This window comes from Vibrio sp. 10N.261.54.E10, assembly GCF_002877735.2.
In the GTDB taxonomy this organism is placed as follows: Bacteria; Pseudomonadota; Gammaproteobacteria; order Enterobacterales; family Vibrionaceae; genus Vibrio; species Vibrio crassostreae_C.
The window spans coordinates 288,825-307,214 of sequence record NZ_MCXE02000003.1 but is presented as its reverse complement, the minus strand read 5'-3'; the positions used below and the strand labels follow the sequence as shown (position 1 = coordinate 307,214).

General features: G+C 45.5%; 16 protein-coding genes. 11 read left to right on the top strand and 5 right to left on the bottom strand.

The window, feature by feature from the left end:
* Positions 1-58: 58 nt before the first annotated feature.
* Complete coding sequence (locus BCU07_RS20305; protein ID WP_102428636.1) at positions 59-2,557, top strand: EAL domain-containing protein; 2,499 nt, start codon at positions 59-61, stop codon at positions 2,555-2,557.
* A gap of 192 nt (positions 2,558-2,749) precedes the next feature.
* Entirely contained in the window at positions 2,750-5,230 is a 2,481-nt protein-coding gene (locus tag BCU07_RS20300; protein WP_017063759.1) for an EAL domain-containing protein, read from the top strand.
* A gap of 145 nt (positions 5,231-5,375) precedes the next feature.
* Here BCU07_RS20300 and BCU07_RS20295 read toward each other — a convergent pair whose 3' ends face one another.
* Both BCU07_RS20295 and BCU07_RS20290 read right to left on the bottom strand, forming a co-directional pair.
* Complete coding sequence (locus BCU07_RS20295) at positions 5,376-5,972, bottom strand: tRNA-uridine aminocarboxypropyltransferase (protein WP_017061019.1); 597 nt, start codon at positions 5,970-5,972, stop codon at positions 5,376-5,378.
* Positions 5,973-5,974: 2 nt separating this feature from the next.
* Positions 5,975-7,519 (bottom strand): COG3650 family protein, encoded by a 1,545-nt coding sequence (locus BCU07_RS20290; RefSeq protein ID WP_102428637.1) that lies wholly within the window; start codon positions 7,517-7,519, stop codon positions 5,975-5,977.
* A 39-nt stretch (positions 7,520-7,558) separates the two neighbouring features.
* On the opposite strand from BCU07_RS20290, the gene BCU07_RS20285 reads away from it, so the two are divergent.
* Positions 7,559-8,026: an EVE domain-containing protein gene (locus tag BCU07_RS20285; RefSeq protein WP_017061021.1), complete on the top strand. Its 468-nt coding sequence runs from the start codon at positions 7,559-7,561 to the stop codon at positions 8,024-8,026.
* Between the two features lie 87 nt (positions 8,027-8,113).
* Here the strand turns inward: BCU07_RS20285 and BCU07_RS20280 are convergent, their stop codons facing one another.
* Together BCU07_RS20280 and BCU07_RS20275 are read right to left on the bottom strand one after the other, a co-directional pair.
* Complete coding sequence (locus tag BCU07_RS20280) at positions 8,114-8,941, bottom strand: Cof-type HAD-IIB family hydrolase (protein ID WP_017061022.1); 828 nt, start codon at positions 8,939-8,941, stop codon at positions 8,114-8,116.
* Between the two features lie 182 nt (positions 8,942-9,123).
* Positions 9,124-10,104: an alpha/beta fold hydrolase gene (locus tag BCU07_RS20275; RefSeq protein ID WP_102428638.1), complete on the bottom strand. Its 981-nt coding sequence runs from the start codon at positions 10,102-10,104 to the stop codon at positions 9,124-9,126.
* Between the two features lie 81 nt (positions 10,105-10,185).
* On the opposite strand from BCU07_RS20275, the gene rhtB reads away from it, so the two are divergent.
* The 7 genes from rhtB to BCU07_RS20240 all read left to right on the top strand — a co-directional run bounded on the left by rhtB (position 10,186) and on the right by BCU07_RS20240 (position 16,698).
* Positions 10,186-10,803 carry a homoserine/homoserine lactone efflux protein gene (gene rhtB / locus BCU07_RS20270; protein WP_017061024.1) on the top strand — a complete coding sequence of 206 codons (618 nt, stop codon included), beginning with the start codon at positions 10,186-10,188 and terminating at the stop codon, positions 10,801-10,803.
* A gap of 45 nt (positions 10,804-10,848) precedes the next feature.
* On the top strand, positions 10,849-12,069 hold the full coding sequence (locus tag BCU07_RS20265; protein WP_102428639.1) for an EAL and HDOD domain-containing protein: 1,221 nt from the start codon (positions 10,849-10,851) through the stop codon (positions 12,067-12,069).
* A 99-nt stretch (positions 12,070-12,168) separates the two neighbouring features.
* Positions 12,169-12,510, top strand: coding sequence for a metalloregulator ArsR/SmtB family transcription factor (locus tag BCU07_RS20260; RefSeq protein WP_017063763.1), 342 nt, complete (start codon positions 12,169-12,171; stop codon positions 12,508-12,510).
* A gap of 173 nt (positions 12,511-12,683) precedes the next feature.
* On the top strand, positions 12,684-13,685 hold the full coding sequence (locus tag BCU07_RS20255) for an ArsJ-associated glyceraldehyde-3-phosphate dehydrogenase (RefSeq protein ID WP_017061027.1): 1,002 nt from the start codon (positions 12,684-12,686) through the stop codon (positions 13,683-13,685).
* 21 nt (positions 13,686-13,706) lie between these two features.
* Entirely contained in the window at positions 13,707-14,198 is a 492-nt protein-coding gene (locus BCU07_RS20250; protein WP_102428640.1) for a cyclin-dependent kinase inhibitor 3 family protein, read from the top strand.
* Positions 14,199-14,294: 96 nt separating this feature from the next.
* A complete protein-coding gene (arsJ, locus tag BCU07_RS20245; RefSeq protein ID WP_102428641.1) occupies positions 14,295-15,515 on the top strand; it encodes an organoarsenical effux MFS transporter ArsJ in 1,221 nt (406 codons plus the stop codon).
* 169 nt (positions 15,516-15,684) lie between these two features.
* Positions 15,685-16,698 (top strand): acyltransferase, encoded by a 1,014-nt coding sequence (locus BCU07_RS20240; protein ID WP_017061031.1) that lies wholly within the window; start codon positions 15,685-15,687, stop codon positions 16,696-16,698.
* Between the two features lie 60 nt (positions 16,699-16,758).
* Here BCU07_RS20240 and BCU07_RS20235 read toward each other — a convergent pair whose 3' ends face one another.
* Positions 16,759-17,088, bottom strand: coding sequence for a DUF2500 domain-containing protein (locus BCU07_RS20235; protein WP_017061032.1), 330 nt, complete (start codon positions 17,086-17,088; stop codon positions 16,759-16,761).
* 244 nt (positions 17,089-17,332) lie between these two features.
* On the opposite strand from BCU07_RS20235, the gene BCU07_RS20230 reads away from it, so the two are divergent.
* A complete protein-coding gene (locus BCU07_RS20230) occupies positions 17,333-17,707 on the top strand; it encodes a hypothetical protein (RefSeq protein ID WP_004736595.1) in 375 nt (124 codons plus the stop codon).
* Positions 17,708-18,390: the final 683 nt, after the last annotated feature.

Below are 18,390 nucleotides of genomic sequence, written 5' to 3'. Positions count from 1 at the left end.
TTCAGTCATAGCAGTGGTTGCGGGTTGTTACTTCACTCGATTTTGAACAAGGGTTGGCATGCAAACATTTACATTTCTCGCAAATACTGAGGCGTTATTTAGAGCTCAATTTGATCAGCGAGAATGGTGTGACAGCAAACAGTACCTTATTCAAATTTTCTCAGCTCAATCTTCAGATCTAGCTCGTCAAATCGCGGGTGTTGCCCTCAATCGTTTAAATAATGCGACGCTAATTGGCCAGAGTGCTCGTCATGTTATCTGTGATAATTGCCTTGAAAGTGCATGCACCTTAGTCATCATCAGTGAGTTCAACGAAACCCATCTAACCTCTGCGGTCCAGCCTTTTTCCGGCAATCCAAATCAAGACAGCCAAGACTTAGCTTTTCAGCTGCGCCTTACAGAAGAAACCAAAACGGTCATCAGCTTGTGCGATCAGGTTGAAGGGCGTGATTATCCTATTTATAGCGCTTTTGAAAATTTGCCTTACGCCTTGCCGATAGCTGGTGGACTGTGCCATGAGAATGAATTTGGCCGTTGGGTTATGTATAACGAGCAAACCTACCAGCACGCCTGTGTTGCTGTGGCTCTGACTAACCCAAGATTGAAGGTTTGGTCGGACGCGTACTCTGAGTGGAACCCGATTGGGATGAAGCTACGAGTCACACACGCAATCGGAAATCGCTTATACGCATTGAACGACAAGCCGGCTATTGAAGTATTCAAACATTACCTTGCGGATGGCAAAGACCTTCCTTTTAGTCAACTGATGAGCTTTCCACTTTATCGAGAACTTGGCAGAAAGAAGGGTATCTCGACGCCGCTACGTATTAATGATGATGGCAGTATTGAGTTTGATAGCCCTTGGCATGTCGGTGAAGAGGCGCAGTTTTGTTATAACCACCCATCGCTCACTGCAGAAAAGGTGCACCACGGTGCCGAGATGCTAGCCATGCATCAGCCTGAATCGGTGATCATTTATAACTGCGTATCTCGACTTGAATTTATCGACAGTAAACTTGAGCTCAAGCCATTTGAAGGGATAGTGAATACATGTGGTGCCTACTGCATGGGGGAGCTATACCGTAATGAAGACCGCCAAGAGATACTGCACCACAGCTTGACTTATATCGCTATGCGCGAGTCTGACGAGATTAAAGAGTTTCATTGCGAAGACTTTCAGTGTGGCTCAACCGTGTCGCCATTGCTTAACCTAGTCAGAAATGCAGTCGCTGATCTCGACAGTATGAATACTCAGATGGAAAAGAAACTCCATCAACAAGCGCGTCGCTTAACCGAAAGCTATCGCATTGACTCGCGTACTGGTTTGCCGAACCGTATCGTACTGAAAGAGCGCCTCAATACGATTCTGTTCAGTGAACATCTGCTGACCTTAAAGCTAACCAACTTCCATCAGGTTAACGAGAAGTATGGTTATCAAGTGGGGGATCAGCTGCTACTCGATCTGTCTAATCACTTTATCGAGCGATTACAGCTTCGTGTGGTTAAAGAGCCTCGCGTGAAGGTAGAGCTATTCAGTATTGGTGTTGGAGAGTGGGCGATTATCTTCAATGCTAGTGTTGGTAGTACGAAAATAAAAGAAGGTTTCGTTGAGTTCGCCGATGACATCGAACACATAAATTTTGAGCCATATGGTTTGGCTGATATTGATTACCTGTCAGTTTCTCTGTGTGGCGGCTTTGCTAGTCGTTGTGACTTCTTAACCGACAGTGGTGACCAGATCTTATTGAAAGCGATCGAAGCTCGACGCTATGGAGTACGTAACAATACCCACATCACCAATGCTAAAGACATTCAGGTGAGTGAAGAAGATCGCAAAGAGCAACTAGGCTGGCTGAGCTGTGTAAGTCGTGCGATTTTAGATCAGAACATCATCACTTATTCCCAGCCAATTGTGGAGTCGGTTACGCACGAAATGATTGGCCAAGAGTGCTTGGTCAGAATCATGGAGTCAGACGGTACCATTGTGCCACCAGGTAAGTTCTTACCTATCATTGCCGACACGCACCTTTACACTCGCCTCAGCCGACACATGATTAAGAACACCATAGGTTATATGGCGGATAAGCAGAGCTCATTTTCTATCAATCTATCCCCGCAAGATTTGTTGAGCGACAAGACGCTTGAGGTGCTCGAGACCGCCATCAGTGCTATGAACGATCCCACTCGACTTGGCCTAGAGGTTCTCGAGTCTGAGCAGATTAAAGATTATGGTCGCATGATTGAGGTGTGTGATCACTTCCGTGCTCTCGGGGCGAGAATCATTGTTGATGACTTTGGCTCTGGTTACTCCAACATCGAGGAAATCATTAAGCTTGAGCCACAGATCATTAAGCTCGACGGTAGCTTGATTCGTAATATCGACAAAGATCAAAAACAAAGAAACATAGCCTCTCAGTTGATTCGTTTGTGCCAAGTGTTCAATGCCAAAACGGTCGCTGAATTTGTCCATAACCAACAGGTTTGTGAGATAGCAGAGCAAATGGGTGTCGATTATCTGCAGGGTTACTACTTCGGTGAGCCTAAGCGACTGTTTTAGCAGTTAAAGCTTCCCGTATTGTGTAACGACTGGCTATAAAAGTACTGCGCCGCCATTAATGACTGCTTTTTGGCGGAATGAATGATGTCTAACTAAGGTCACATTATTCATAACGCGATCGCAAGTATTCCGTGCAAGCCTTATCTATAATAAGCACAATAATAAATCATTAACGTAACGATTAATGTGAATATGCAGTCGACTTCTCTCCTGATACAAGACATTGAGCAAACCCAACGTGAATTGGAAAAGATAGATTTTCATCAACATGAAAGCCTACTGATTCAGGTGTTTTCGTCTTTCGAGAAAGGTTCTGTTTTGGCTGCCTGCCAAGTGATTCAATCGACTTTTCCCAATGCCAAATTGATTGGTTGCAGTGCTAACCACTACATTAGTCAAGGTGTCATCCTGCACCAAGGTCTTTATCTGATTGTTACCCGCTTTGACGCGACGTCTTACTCTTGTGGTGTTGTCGAATATAGCGAACAACCATTGCTCGATAGCCACGCTATGTGGCAACAGCTTGAGTGCAATGATAATACTCAAAGCATCATCTGTTTCGCAGACCGCTTGCAGATAAATAACCGAGATCTATTTTCAGCGTTTGAGCAGTCGATGTATTCATTACCGATCTGTGGCGGTGCATCGACCATCACAGATAATGGGCGATGGGTGATGTTAGACGGCATTTGCTATGAAAATGCCTATGTGATGTTGGCGCTGCACAGTGTTGAGCTCTCCATCGCTAAGGGTTACTACACTGAATGGAATCCGATTGGTCGAACTTTTCGAGTGACAGGCGCTCAAGAGAACCGGTTGTTGGAACTGGATGGGATGCCTGTTCGCGAACTCTACAATCGTTACCTCGCTGATGGCCTCGAAGTGCCTTTTGAGCAACTGCATAACTTTCCCTTGATGGTCGGTGACCCGAAAGAGCAAAACATTCACTTACCGCTCAAGGTAACGGAAAGTGGAGAGATAGAATTCAGCGGCCTGTTCCAAGTGGGCGATGAGGTCCGGTTTTGTTATGACCATCCATCACTGACCTTAGAGCAGATACGACTGGGCGTGCAGCAGATCGCCTCTCATAGGCCAGAACAGTTCTTCATTTATAACTGTACATCTCGTATCGACTTTATTGATGGCAACCAAGAGGTTGAGGTTTTCCAAAAATTGGCCGACAGCTATGGCGTTTACTGCATGGGAGAACTTTATCAAGAGAATGGCCAACAGCGAATCTTGCACCATAGCCTCACTTATCTTGCGCTTAGAGAAGGCGAGGGTAAGGCGGTATTGCCATTAGAGACGCAACCCGCGACCAACATATCCCCTCTGTTTTCATTGATCCGAAATGCACTGCTTGATGTCGATGACATGAACAACAGCATGGCGAGTAAGATTCAGCAGCAAGCCACTGCATTGACGGCAAGCTATCGAATTGATCACCGTACAGGTTTACCCAATCGAAGTGTGCTGCGTGAGAAACTGTCGAAGATGAGCAGTGATAGCCACTTACTAGCTTTGAAGGTCACGACCTTTGGTCAGATCAATGAGAAGTATGGTTATCGAGTAGGTGACAAGCTTCTGCATGATTTGAGTGAGTACTTTCAAAAGGCGCTGTGGCAGTTCTTTGATGAGGGCTGTCAGCTCTACAGTATCGGTATTGGTGAGTGGGCGGTGGTGTTTGATAGTTGGGCGAGCCAAGAACATATTCATCAGCGATTCTCGGAATTTGCCGATCAAACCGAGCATGTGAATTTTGAGCCTACCGGTTTACCCGATATTGATTACTTGTCGGTGTCTATCTGTGCGGGTATCGCCAGCCGTCGAGATTTCCCGACTACCTCTATTGATGACTTATTGTTGAAGGCGATTGATGCGAGGCGCAGCGCTGTCAGCCAGAACAAGCACCTAGTGAGCGCCAAGGCACTCATTCAATTGGAGAAGCATCGCCAAGAGCAACTTGGTTGGCTGTCGTGCGTGAGTCGCGCGGTGCTTAATCAGAATATTGTGGCGTGCTCTCAGCCCATAGTTTCAGCACACAGTCATCAGGTAGAGAGCTACGAGTGTTTGGTTCGAATTGAAGAGGACGGTCAGTTAATTGCACCGGGTAAGTTCTTGCCAATCATTGAAGGAACCCATCTCTATACACGCCTCAGTCGTCAGATGATAACGCGCACCTTCGATTTTATGAGTCAGCGAACCGATTCGTTCTCAATTAATTTAGCGCCACAAGATTTCAGCAATGAGAAAACCATTCTTCACCTTGAACAAGCGATCAAGAAAATCAGTCACCCACAGCGTATTGGCTTGGAGGTGTTAGAAACGGAACAAATTCAGGATTACGGTCGCTTGATTGAGGTGTGTAATCACTTCCGCGATCTTGGTGTGAATATTATTGTTGATGACTTTGGTTCGGGCTATTCGAACATTGATGAGATATTGAAGCTAGAACCACAGGTGATCAAGCTTGATGGCAGTTTGATTCGCAATATTGATAAAGATAAAAAGCAGCGCAAGATCGCTCAGCAGTTGGTGAGCTTATGCCAGATTCTGAATGCTAAGACGGTGGCGGAGTTCGTTCATAATGAGCAGGTGTGCCGTATTGCTGAAGACATGGGGGTCGATTACTTGCAAGGGTATTACTTTGGTCAACCTCAGCGTTTGTTTTGATGGAGCGAGCGTTTCACGTGAAACACTGGTTGGCTCAATAACGAAAATACGATGTAAAAAGGGTGAGCTTATGGCTCACCCTTTTTGTTTTTAGTGTCTGTCTCGTCCCGAAATGTGTTTTTACCTTCCCGCGCGCCTGCTTGGTCTATTTGAGGGCGTGGCCACACTTGTCGGCGTGGAACACTTTTAGATAATGCTGGTAGTAGTCATCAATGAGCTTGGCAGATTCACTTTCACCTAAAGATTTGAGTAACTCAATACCCACTTCACAAGTACACAAGTGGCCACTGTCTTGGTTGCGGCGCAAGGTGTATGAAGATTCGCTGGTAATATCGAGGTGAACTTGCGGAACGGCTTGTAACCACGAGCTCTTGTTAAGCATCTTCTTCGCTTCTTGCCATGTGCCATCCAAGATGATGAATAGCGGCTTACGGCTCTGGGCTTGGGTCATTACAGCTTGCTGGCACTCGACACTTTGATCACTTGGGAATAAAAGAAACGGTTGTCGTGTTTCATCGTCAAGCAGTGCGATGAGCTCCGCTGGTGGTGTTTTCCTTTGCCATACAATGGACTGACACTGATCAAGGGATTGCTGAAGCAGCTTCCCTGTATTGGTATCGCGTGACAGTTCATTCTCATGAGTGAGCAGTACAAGATCGATTTGGCTTGCGACACTAGGTATCAGGTGACAAATACATTGGTGAGTGAAGCTACAACCATGGCAAGCTTGTTGGTTACTCATGTTTACAACTTAACTCCACTTTGTGCGGGTGAGATACCATCAGCAAACAAAACCACGTCGCTGATATCAGCATCATCTGCAACTGGAGCGACACTTGGGTTTAGCGGGTAGCTGACACCAGAGTATGAAAGTGTGTGTTTCGCCGGTGTTGCACCGCCGCCACTGACATTGAAGATCAGATCCTGCCAGCCGTGGTTTTGCGATTTACCTAAGCGTATGTCGCCCTTAACCAGTGTCACTCGGCTATTGAAGCGCCAGTTATCTTGATGGTTTTCGAAAATTAGCAGTGTACAGCCACCAGAACCACACCAATCGAGTTGGGCGAACAGCTCTTCTTTACCGTCGCCGTTGAGGTCGTAGGTTAACCAGCGGTATTTAGTGTCGTCAGGTGAGCTGTTGTTGATCTTAAAGTATTCGCGGATCGCTTGGTCGACTTTTGGATCAAGTTGATCGCTGGAGTTCACCTGCTTTGCGGTTAGATCAACGTTAGTGGTGGTGTTTACTTGTGCTTGCGCACCCTTAGCTTCGAATAGCACCAGACCGCCATTGGCAATCGGATACACCACGTTGCCCACTTTCTCTTTTTCAGCGATTAGCTTGCCATTATCGAGTGTGAAGATGCGCTCGGAGATCAAATATTGTTGCTGGTGGCGAGTCATAACCACTTGTACCTGATTTTGGTTCAGTTGCTGCCAGAAGCCTTGTTCAACAATAGAAGGGTCTCCATTGCTGTATGAATAAGTCGTGATAGCACTGTGGTCATTGTTGAGTTCAAGGTTGATAGAGAACCCTGAGTTTTGCGTTGAGCTAGCGAAGTAGAGTCCGCTCCAGTCCAGCGTTGGATCTTGGTTAGAGACCGTCGCACAGCCATTGTAGTTACTGTCATTGAGGTTAAGCTTGGCATGCCATCCATAGATAGAATCGCTCATGCCGTCGCTACAGCTCTCTTTCGTAAGGTTGAGTTTGCCTTGTGCAGCTTTACCTTCTAATTGGTAGTCACGGCTGCTCGATGTGGTGCGGCTTGATTCAATATCGAGGGTCTGTGGCTGTTCGCCCATCTTGGTGTATTTCAGCTGGTCTTTATCGAAGGTTGCTGACCAGAAGGGTTCATTACCAAATACTCGTGTTGAGCGCAGCGGTTGGACGCAGCGATCTGGGTTCTCTGCGGTTAGGATGTTCACTTGGTCAACCACGAAACGCGCTGTGAAATCTGCGTTATAACCCGTTTGGCTCGGCACGGTTAGGTGACCAATCAGCTCGCCATATAAGGCTTGGTAAGGTCTCGTTGAGAGCCCTTGTGCTTCTAACGCTAACTCTGGAGATAAGTCTAACCAGTATTGTTGTTGGCTACCGCAAGGAGTGAAGGTTCGGCTTTCATGGCCAACCACCACCTGACCACGCATGATGAAGGTTTGCGGTTGAATGCTCAGTGGCTCATCCAAGTTTGCTGGGGGCTGTTCAGGTTGTTGCGGCGTATCAGGTGCCGTAACACAGCCTTGTAGAGCGAACGCGACTAGCCATGTCACTGGGTTTTTCATTACCTTCATGTTATATCTTCCTCGGAGCAACCGTTAATTGGATTTATTATGGCATATTGGTTATTTAAAACAGAACCCGACACCTTCTCTATTCAGACTCTTAGAGTACAAAAAACCTCTTGTTGGGAGGGTGTACGCAACTATCAGGCTCGAAACATGATGCGTGATGACGTCAAGCTTGGCGATCTGGTGATGATATACCACTCATCATGTAAAAAAGTTGGCGTAGCGGGGATCGCTAAAGTAACCAGAGAAGCCTACCCAGACCACTTTCAGTTCGACCCTGAGAGTGATTACTACGATCCTAAGTCTTCACCCGATAACCCACGCTGGATCATGGTGGATGTCGAGTTTGTGCGAGTGACTGAGCGCTTGATTCCTTTGGTTACGCTTAAAGCCATGCCTGAACTCTCCGAAATGCCCTTGGTGAAACGCGGTAATCGCTTATCGATCATGCCGGTTACCGAACAAGAGTGGCAGGCAATCTTAAGCAAAGAAGTGTTAGGTTCTCGATAGCGTTAGAGAGAGCTTTTTACGTAAGGTTCAAAAAAGGCAGCCAGTTGGCTGCCTTTTTATTTATTCAGATCTGTTCAACGAGCGAGATTAGAGCAGATGCTTTTCTAGGTAGTGAGCAACGGCATCGTCTGCGTTACTGCCAATCACTTCATTGTCAGGTAGTGCTTTCATCACTTTCTCATGTGATGTACCCATGATTAGACCTTTACCCGCCATAGCCAGCATTTCAGCGTCGTTCATGCCATCACCAAAGGCAACACAGTTATCCAGAGTCAGGTTTAGTGATTTTGCAACAGCGTCTAGAGCGTGGCCTTTAGAGACTTCAGCTGCCATCACTTCCAGACACCAAGGTGTAGAGAAGGCGATGTTCAGTTTGTCGCCAAAAGCATCTCTTAGCTTTTGTTCAAACGTGACGAGATATTCGTGGTCTTGTTCTGGATGTGTGAAGAAGACTTTCGCGATGCCTTCGCTTGGTGCGTTTTCAGCTTCAAAGCGCTTGTAGCTAAAGCCAGACTCACTGTGGAATTTAGCCAACATTTCATCTTCACGGTCTAGTAACCAATCTTCATTCTGGTACATGTGAATAAAGAGGTTTGGATCTTGGCGCACAATATCAATAACTGGCTGAACGAGTTCCTGAGGTACGTTCTGGCTATACATCAGTTGATCGTTTTGGTCATGCACGCGTGCACCGTTTGAAGTGATCATGTACGCCGGAATACCTGCTATCTGACGAATACCCGCCACATCGACGTGATGGCGACCCGTTGCGAAGATGAAGGTATAACCTTGGTCGTGTAATTTCTTAAGCGTTAGCTTGGTAAAGTCGCTTAGCTGATGGTTGGGAGCCAAAAGCGTACCATCTAAATCAGAAGCAACAATTTTCACGGAATCTTTTAGTGCAGGAATACTCATTTAACCCTCATTGCAAAATGCTTAACCAATATTGACGCTAGCCAGCGCTAGAATCGTTTTAACTACAATATCTCTAGGTAGAAATTGTATGCCAAATTCATGCAAGAAAAGAGGGCAAAGCTCACTTACTTCTCTTCCTCTTTAGCGCTTATTTTCTTGGTAGGTTGCTTAGCCTATTAGCTCTAGGCGAAAAACTGATTGATCGCATCCAGTGTTTGATTGCGATATTCATCCTGCTCAAACAACACCTCATGCCTAGAACCCTCAATCAACTTAAACTGACAATCAGAGTTGGTTTTCTTCAGCTTAGAGATGAACTTTACTTGAGCACTGTTACTGACAATCTTTTCATCCCCAGCTTGAATCAATAGCAGAGGGATCTTGATTTGACGAGTTTGTTGAATTGCTTGCTTGGCGGCCATTAACCCTTGCCACACCCAACGCGTGCTTGGTCCACCCACCTGCAAAGATGGAGACTCGTCATATAAGCGGCGGAACCACTGATAGCGAACCTTACTGTGGCTCAGTAAGTTGTTTTCAAAAGGCTTCGAATAATATGCTTGCTGGCCCGGCGCGTAAGTTGGCTTGGCATAAAAAGCGGTAAGCACTTGTCCAACGATCATCGCGATAGGTTTCAGGTACCACTCGGTATTGATACCAAACATCGGAGCGCACAGAGTCACCTTATCAAACGGGTGGTCTGGATGGGTTTGTAGGTAGCGAGTGGCTATGGTGCTGCCCATTGAGTGTGCGAGCAGGTAGCGATTGGAATACTTACTGAGATCAAAACTGGCAATGACGTCAGACATGTCAGATGCATAATCATCAAACTCATGAATGTGACCAATGTCAGAGTCTGTTACCATACGTTCAGACTGGCCTTGACCTCGGTGGTCAAATGAATAAACGTCATAGCCTTGTTGATAAAAATCATAAAAGATTTCTTGGTATTTTTGGCAGCATTCGATACGGCCATTTGAAATCACAATAGCTTTGCTGTGCTTTTCTGAGATGAGGCTGCACCAGTACAGTTTCTTTTTACCAGACGATGTTAAATACCCCTCTTTTCTTTGTTGCCAAAGAGCGTTGATCGGGTGTTTAATCGCATGATCGAACTGAGGTTCTTGAGTGTAAGGGAAGGTGGCTTCGCTGTGGTTTTCCATGGGAAATTACCTGAACTGATGCGTGTGAGAGCTTTATTGCTACTAATGTTGTTAGATTAAAGAACTAGTAAGGAAATGCAAATGGATACTCATGTTTGGCTTGCTTATGTTGTCACAGCGATTTTGTTTAGCTTGGCTCCGGGCTCGGGTACCGTTAACTCAATCAGTAATGGGCTTAGCTATGGCACTAAAAAGTCACTCGCATCAATTGTTGGCTTACAGCTTGGTCTTGCGTTTCACATTATGCTGGTGGGCGCGGGTATCGGTGCACTCGTTGCTAAGTCTGCGTTGGCGTTCACCATCATTAAGTGGGTCGGCGTGGTGTACTTACTTTGGTTAGGTATTCAAAAGTGGCGTGATAGCTCGAGCCTAGTAGCATCTGAAGAAAGCTCTACTCTGTCGAGTGGCAAACTGCTGAGAAACGCTGTGCTTATCAACCTAACTAACCCGAAATCAATCGTGTTTTTGGTGGCTTTGTTTCCTCAGTTTATTGACCCTACACAACCTCAAGCACCTCAGTTATTAGTGCTAGGTGTGACGACAGTATTCATTGATAGCGTTGTTATGTTGGGTTACACCTCATTAGCGTCACAAATGGGACGTTTTATTCGCTCTGATCGCATAATGGGTAAGATAAATAAAATATTTGGTGGTATGTTCATGGGCTGCGGTGCTTTGCTAGCTGCCGCGAAAGCTTAGATTAAGCGACTGAGTTATAGTTAAACCAATCAGAGTTATCAAGAAATGACCGCTACATACGTTGCTCGACAACCTATCTTAAATCGCAAGAGGAATACACTCGGCTATGAGTTGTTATTTCGCGATGGAGAAAAGAATGCGTACCCAGCGCATATTGAGTCTAATCGAGCAACGTATCGTCTGATTGTTGAGAACTTCTTGTCTGTTGGTCTTAACCCTTCTATTCCATCTTCACGCTGCTTTATCAACTTCCCTTATCAAAGTTTGATTCGTCGACTGCCCTTAAGTTTGCCGAAAGATAAGGTGGTGGTAGAGATTCTGGAAACCTGTAAACCAACAGATGAATTGTTGGAAGCGGTTAAAGACCTTTACCAAGCGGGTTACATGATTGCCCTAGATGATTTTACTTCGACCCCAGAATGGGAACGTTTCCTTAAATACACGCATATCGTCAAGCTCGATATTATGCAGATGGGTTTGGATGAAGCGTGTGATTTGGTTAGGGCGCATCAAGGGAAAAAGTTTAGCTTTTTGGCGGAGCGCGTTGAGACCGAACAAGAATTCCAGCAAGCCAAAGAGGCTGGCTTTAAGTTTTTCCAAGGTTACTTTTTCAATAAACCGGAAATCATCAAGAGTAAATACATTAGCCCTGAGCAAGTGATTGCTATGGAGCTGTTTCAAGAAGTGTGTAAGCCCGATGTGGATTTTCAACGGGTGGAGAGCATTGTCGCGAAAGATGTGGCGCTCTCATATAAGCTGCTGCGTTTTGTGAATACTATGTCGCCGCGCCTTGAAGTTACCATCTCTTCTTTTCGTCAGGCTTTGGTATATCTAGGTCAAGAGAAACTGAAAATGTTTGTCTCGTTAGCCGTCGCCTCTTATGTGTCCGATAAAAAGCCTAAAGAGCTGTATGGATTGTCTCTACAGCGTGCTCAGTTTTGTCAGCGTATGTCTCGCTATCAGGCATTTGAAGGGTATAGAGAACAGGCCTTTATGATTGGCTTATTCTCCTTGTTGGATGCTCTGTTGGACTTGTCGTTAGATAACTTAGTCGATCAGTTGCCGCTGTGTAAAAGTATCAAGGTTGCTCTATTACGTAGAGAAGGGCCATATGGTACCTTGCTCGCACTTGAAGAGAGCTTTGAGCATGCCGATTGGCAACAGATTGATGAGCACTGCGCCGATTTAGGATTAAGCGTGGATCAGGTTAAAACGGAGCTTACTGAAGCGCGCCGTTGGAGCCATACCGTGACCAACAAGCTCTGATATTTCTTCGTTAAACTTTTATGACAATTGAAACGCACGCCTTGACGTGCGTTTTTTTATATCTAAGATATGTGCATATCCATATATGAGTATGTTTTTATGCTTCCTCACCAATTTTTTAAACTACTGTCCGATGAAACGCGAGTGCGTTGCTTAATGTTGATAGTTCGCAATGAGTGCTTATCGGTTGGTGAGTTGACTCAGGCATTGCAAGAAAGTCAGCCAAAGGTTTCACGCCATCTTGCGCAGCTGCGTTCAAACGGTGTTTTGATTGATGTTCGCCAGGGGCAGTGGGTGTTTTACCGCCTGTCACAAGATTTACCAGGTTGGATGCTAAAGTTAATTGACGACCTTATTGCATCGAACTGTTTGAAAACTGAATACCAGCAAGATATTGAGCGCTTAGAGTCGATGAACTCACGCCCAGTATGTTGCGTTTAAATACATTAAAACTTAATGCCGAAATAGTTGTAGTTGCAGCTAGGCGACAAGTGAACTTATCCCTATGAGCATAGTGGCTCTATGTAATTAGGGCGGCCGGCGCTCCGGTAAGTGAACGTAGTCAACAACGCTGCGGCTTCAAATATGAAGGCAATTAACTGAGAGAACAGAAAATGACAGTCAAAGTAGGTATTAATGGTTTTGGTCGTATCGGCCGTCTAGCACTTCGCGCAGCATTCGATTGGGATGAGCTAGAATTTGTTCAAATTAACGATGTTGCTGGCGACACAACAACACTGGCCCACCTTCTAGAATTTGATTCAGTTCAAGGTCGCTTTCACCACGAAGTAACTGCAGAAGGCGATGAGATGATCATTAATGGCCAGCGCATCAAGACCACACAAGAGCGCGACATCGATGCGATCGACTGGTCTGGTTGTGATGTGGTTATCGAAGCGACAGGTGTTCACCGTAAGACCTCTTTCCTAAACAAATACCTAGAGCAGGGCGTGAAACGTGTTGTGGTATCGGCGCCAGTGAAAGAAGAAGGCATCGCAAACATCGTTGTTGGTGTGAATGACAATATCTTCGACCCTGCGGTACACAAAATCGTAACGGCAGCGTCTTGTACAACGAACTGTATCGCGCCAGTGGTTAAGGTGATCAACGAGAAGCTTGGTATCGAGAACGCAGCCTTCACCACTATTCACGATTTAACTAACACGCAAACTATTCTTGATGCGCCGCACAAAGACTTACGCCGCGCACGTGCATGTGGCATGAGTCTTATCCCAACAACGACGGGCAGCGCCAAAGCGATTGTTGAGATCTTCCCTGAGCTAGAAAACCGCATCAACGGCCACGCAGTTCGTGTACCGCTAGCGAACGCTTCTCTGACAGACATCATCTTCGAAGTGAAGCAAGACACCACGGCAGAAGAAGTTAACGCGATGCTGAAAGAAGCGTCTCAGAATGAACTAAAAGGTATTCTTGGCTTTGAAGAGCGTCCACTGGTTTCTATCGATTACAAAGGCGACCAACGCTCAACAATCGTGGATGCACTATCAACGATGTTGGTCGGTAAGCGCATGGTTAAGATCTACGCTTGGTACGACAATGAGATGGGTTACGCAACACGTACCGCTGAGCTTGTTCGTACCGTTGGCCTTGCTTAATAAGAATCTGGAGAAGATATAATGATACATCCAACATGGCAACTAGACCTAGAGCAAGGTGCGCTAGTGCTTACTCCGTGCCCAGGCACAAAAGAAGCAACGCTTGATGCATCACTGGCTCAGCTAAAAGAGCAAGGCGTTGAAGCTATCGTGACAGCACTTGATGACCATGAGCTTGCAAGCAAAGACGTGGCGGCACTTGGTGAAAAAACACGTGCGTTAGGTATGCAATGGTTCCAGATCGAAATTGAAGACGACTGTGCACCGGGTGTTGGTTTTGCTGCGAAGTGGCAAGCAGCTAGCCCTGAGCTACATAACATCGTCGATAACGGCGGCAAGGTTGCAATGCATTGTATGGGCGGCTCTGGTCGCACTGGTTTGTTCGCAGCTCACCTACTGTTAGAAAAAGGCTGGGATTTGAGCAAGGTAGTTCAAGAGGTGCAGGCACTGCGTCCAGGTGCCTTCACTAAACCTATCCAGGTTGAATACATTAATGGCGTAGCGAATAGCTAATAGTCATCAGTGTTAGACAGGGAGCTTTTGGTATCTGGAGTGTTGAACTTATCATGATCCAAAAGCTCTTTTTGTTTAGATTGCAGAGATAGCGTTATGTTTTCAAATCTAAGTAAGAGCGTTCGCCAATACATGTTGGTGACTTTTAACTACTGGAACTTCACCATTACTGATGGTGCACTTCGCATGTTGGTGGTTCTGTATTTTTACGACCTTGGCTACAGTTCGTTAGAAATCGCCTCACTGTTCCTTTTCTATGAATTCTTTGGTGTGGTGACTAACCTAATCGGTGGCTGGTTAGGGGCGCGTCTTGGCCTCAATAAGACCATGAACATTGGGTTAGGCATGCAAGTCGTCGCCTTGGGTATGCTCGCGGTGCCAACGGCAATGCTGACCATTCCTTGGGTCATGGCGGCGCAAGCCTTGTCTGGTATCGCTAAAGACCTCAATAAGATGAGTGCCAAGAGCTCAATTAAGACTCTGGTTCCTGATGAACAACAAGGCGCGCTTTATAAGTGGATTGCGATTCTGACCGGATCTAAGAATGCGCTTAAAGGGGCAGGCTTCTTTATTGGTGGTTTACTGCTTTCAACGATTGGCTTCCAATACGCCGTGCTCGCGATGGCAGCCGTGTTGGCATTGGTCTTCGTTGGCAGTGTGTTGAGCTTAGAAGCGGACATGGGCAAAGCGAAAACCAAGCCTAAGTTCAAACAGATCTTCTCTAAGTCTGAATCCATCAACATCCTATCCGCAGCACGTATGTTCCTGTTTGGCGCTCGTGATGTGTGGTTTGTGATTGCTTTGCCGATTTACCTAGGCAGTGTGTTTGGTTGGGATCACTCATGGGTTGGCGGTTTCTTAGCTGCTTGGACTATCGCTTATGGCTTTGTACAGGGCATAGCGCCGAAGATTACTGGTAAAGCTCAAGGTAAGGTGCCAGATGGCCATGCCGCGCTGTTATGGGCTGGTGCGCTGGCTATAGTGACCGCTGCTATCGCTTATGCGGTACAGATTGGCTGGCAACCCGAGTTAGTTATTATCGGTGGCTTGATGGTGTTTGGTGTCATCTTTGCGGTGAACTCATCACTTCACTCATATTTGATTGTGAGTTATGCGAAAGGCGATGGCGTTTCTCTTGATGTCGGTTTCTACTACATGGCAAACGCGATGGGCCGTTTGATTGGCACGATATTGTCGGGCTTGGTATTCCAAATGGCAGGTTTGTCTGCGTGTCTGTGGGTTTCCTTCGCATTCTTGGCGATAACGACGGTGATCTCTCTGCGTTTAGCGAAAGTGCCGCAAATTTCAGCGGCATAAGCTTCAGCCACATGAGCCTCATTTGTGAGAGCTCAAGTCGCAGAAGCTAGAGTCGTATGAGCTAAATTCGCGATAAGTATCTCCTTTAACACTAAGCTGACTTGGTATTTATTCCGGTCAGCTTTTTTATTGCTATAGTAGAATGATTGAATATTAATCAGGCATTTACATGAAGCAGCGAATTCTCTTTTTTGATTTAGCACGATGTGTCGCGGCCGTAGCGGTTATCGCGATTCATGTTTTGGCGCCTTATCGCAATGAGTTGGGCACTATTCCTTTCGGTGAATGGCTTACTGCCATTACGGTAAACGGTTTCAGCCGCTGGGCAGTACCTGTGTTCATTTTGATTACTGGCGCACTGATGCTCAGTGATCAGCGCCCGTTTGACGCCAAATACTACCTCAAGCGTCGTTTGGGCAAGGTACTGATACCTTTCATTGTCTGGTCGCTTTTCTATACCTATCTGTCGGGCTGGTCGGCAATGGGCTTTGATGCCGACGTCAGTTGGGACGTGTTGCTTAATAGCTACCATCATTACACCTATTACCACCTTGGTTTCTTCTATTACTTCATCCCACTCTATTTTGTGATTCCGTTCTTGCAGATCATGGTTAGAAAGTACGGTGATAGATCGGTCTATGCCTTTACGGCGGTATGGTTGTTCACAACATTGCTGTTCTTACTGAAAATCGATGGCCCTTGGAGTCACGAATTGTGGTTGTACACTGGTTACTTACCATTGGGTTACTTGCTGTATAAGATTGTGCCACTTAACAAGATGACCGTTGGCGTGAGTGTGTTACTGGGTGGGCTAGCGTTACTAACCACGGTTTACATGGTGGTTGATGCAAGCTTGGTAGCAGAAGAGTACACGGTAGGGCGCTGGCTATCTTACAAAACGTTGAATACCGTATTAGCCGCGAGCATGGTGTTCATGGTATGCCGTTACTATGGTGAAGGCCTGTCTGAGAAGAGTAACCAAGTGGTTGGCTTTATCAGTAAGCACAGCTTAGGTATTTACCTGCTGCACCCGATTTTCTTGTGGCCGATGAAAGAGTTTGGTTGGTACCAAGGACATCCGGCATGGGTTATTCCATTATGGATTGTGATCAGCGGAGCTGGCGCATTATGGATGAGCTGGTTGGTGTCTAAGTCAGAGAAAACGCGTTGGTTATTGCCTTAGCGGTGATTGCTAAGGCTTTCTGATGGATTGCTTAGGGACGACAGTTGAAGCGGCTGACGTTTAGCGCTTCAACGCAAAGTGTAAGAACTTATCGCCTTGGTAGGTTAAGGTTCCTTTGTCGCCAGGGTTAAGGGCGTGGAAATAGTGGATGCCGACTTGGAATTCTCGCTTCGGACCAACCACACCACGTTGAACGTAAATCCAGTACTCTTGATCTTCTTGGCCCGGTTCTGCGTCAGGAAGGTCGATCGATTGTTTGTCTAACACCGTGACATTCACTTTCTTCTCTGGCGCATTTTCACCTTGCGAGTGTTTTCGATAGAAACCAATAAATACCCAAGCCGCTAGAGCAGCGAGAGCAAAGATGGCAAAAAAGAGTGAATTAGGCATATAACCTCCATGTAGTCGTGATGGTTATTCTAGTCTTTCAGGCAATAGGGATATGTGTTTAAAGCCGTTATTCGTGAACTGTTGTAAGCCAAGCTGATTATTTTTCGGCAGACATCACATTTAATGGTCAGTTTGGGATAAAGCATTGTTATTTATTGTCTCTTTCTCTCGTAAATAACAGTGATTTTGTATAAGAATAGGGAAATGCTCGACTAGAATTATAGTGTGGAGTGGGAGGGCTAAGATGACCGATATTGAAAAAGTGGTGACAAGAACTCGCAATATAGAGAAATTATTGAGGCTTCAATATCATGCCGAAGGCGAAGGATTGCATGAGCTTGTAACAAGCTGTGAAGAAAGGCTACCGCACGATATGGTGAGCAAGCTGCGCTATATCGCAACGTGTCGTAATAAGGTAGTCAATGAACATGAGGCTAAGTTGGAAGACCAACATAAGTTCATCATGATGTGTAACGACTGTGAGAAGGAGCTGACTCCACGTAGTGGTCGTTTTATCTGGCGAGTTGCGATCTTACTGATGATGGCAATGACTTTAGCTGCCGCAGGTTTCTATTATGCGAACTGGGATGTGCTAACACTGCATCTGTTTTCGAAGTGAAAAAATTGAACAAAAAAAGGGACGCTCATGGCGTCCCTTTTTTTATCTGTAACTTGCTTAGTACATCATCGGTAGTGTCATTAGACCTACAACTACCGCGATCATTACAAGTCCTTGTCTTTGCGAAGATGAAATCATAACACTACTCCTAAATTTGGTTGTCTCTCGCTATGTTTTAAAGAATAGCACTACTTATGGCCTTAGATCAAGAATTACTTTCGAAAGCTTTAAAAGTAGTAGAAAACTATGAGTTTTTGGCTTGTTTGGCAGTGTTTAACTGTGTTTTATGGTGTGTTCTTAATTTGTTCGTTGTGATTTATGTTTGTTCTAATTTGATTTAAGTTGTTGTTTTGTAATGGTTGTTATGTGTGATTTATATTGTTAAAGGTTGTTAAACTGTATTAATGGGGTTTGGTGGCTTCTAGGTTGGATTTGGTTTTGTTTGTGCGTTTTTGTCTTGGTTCTGTTGGCTAATTTGACAAGGAGCTAGGAAAATTCTGACAAACAGGAGCTGAATTAACGCAAGTTACTTACTTTACAAAGCTAGGTGTGTTTGAGGTTTTTAATTCCTTTTTAATTTTCATTTTTAATGTGTAAGTTAATGTATTTATTGGTTTTTAGTGTGAGTTTTTCTAATTTTAAAGTGTGGTTTTTGGCTGTTTTTGATGAATTTGGGCGATTTG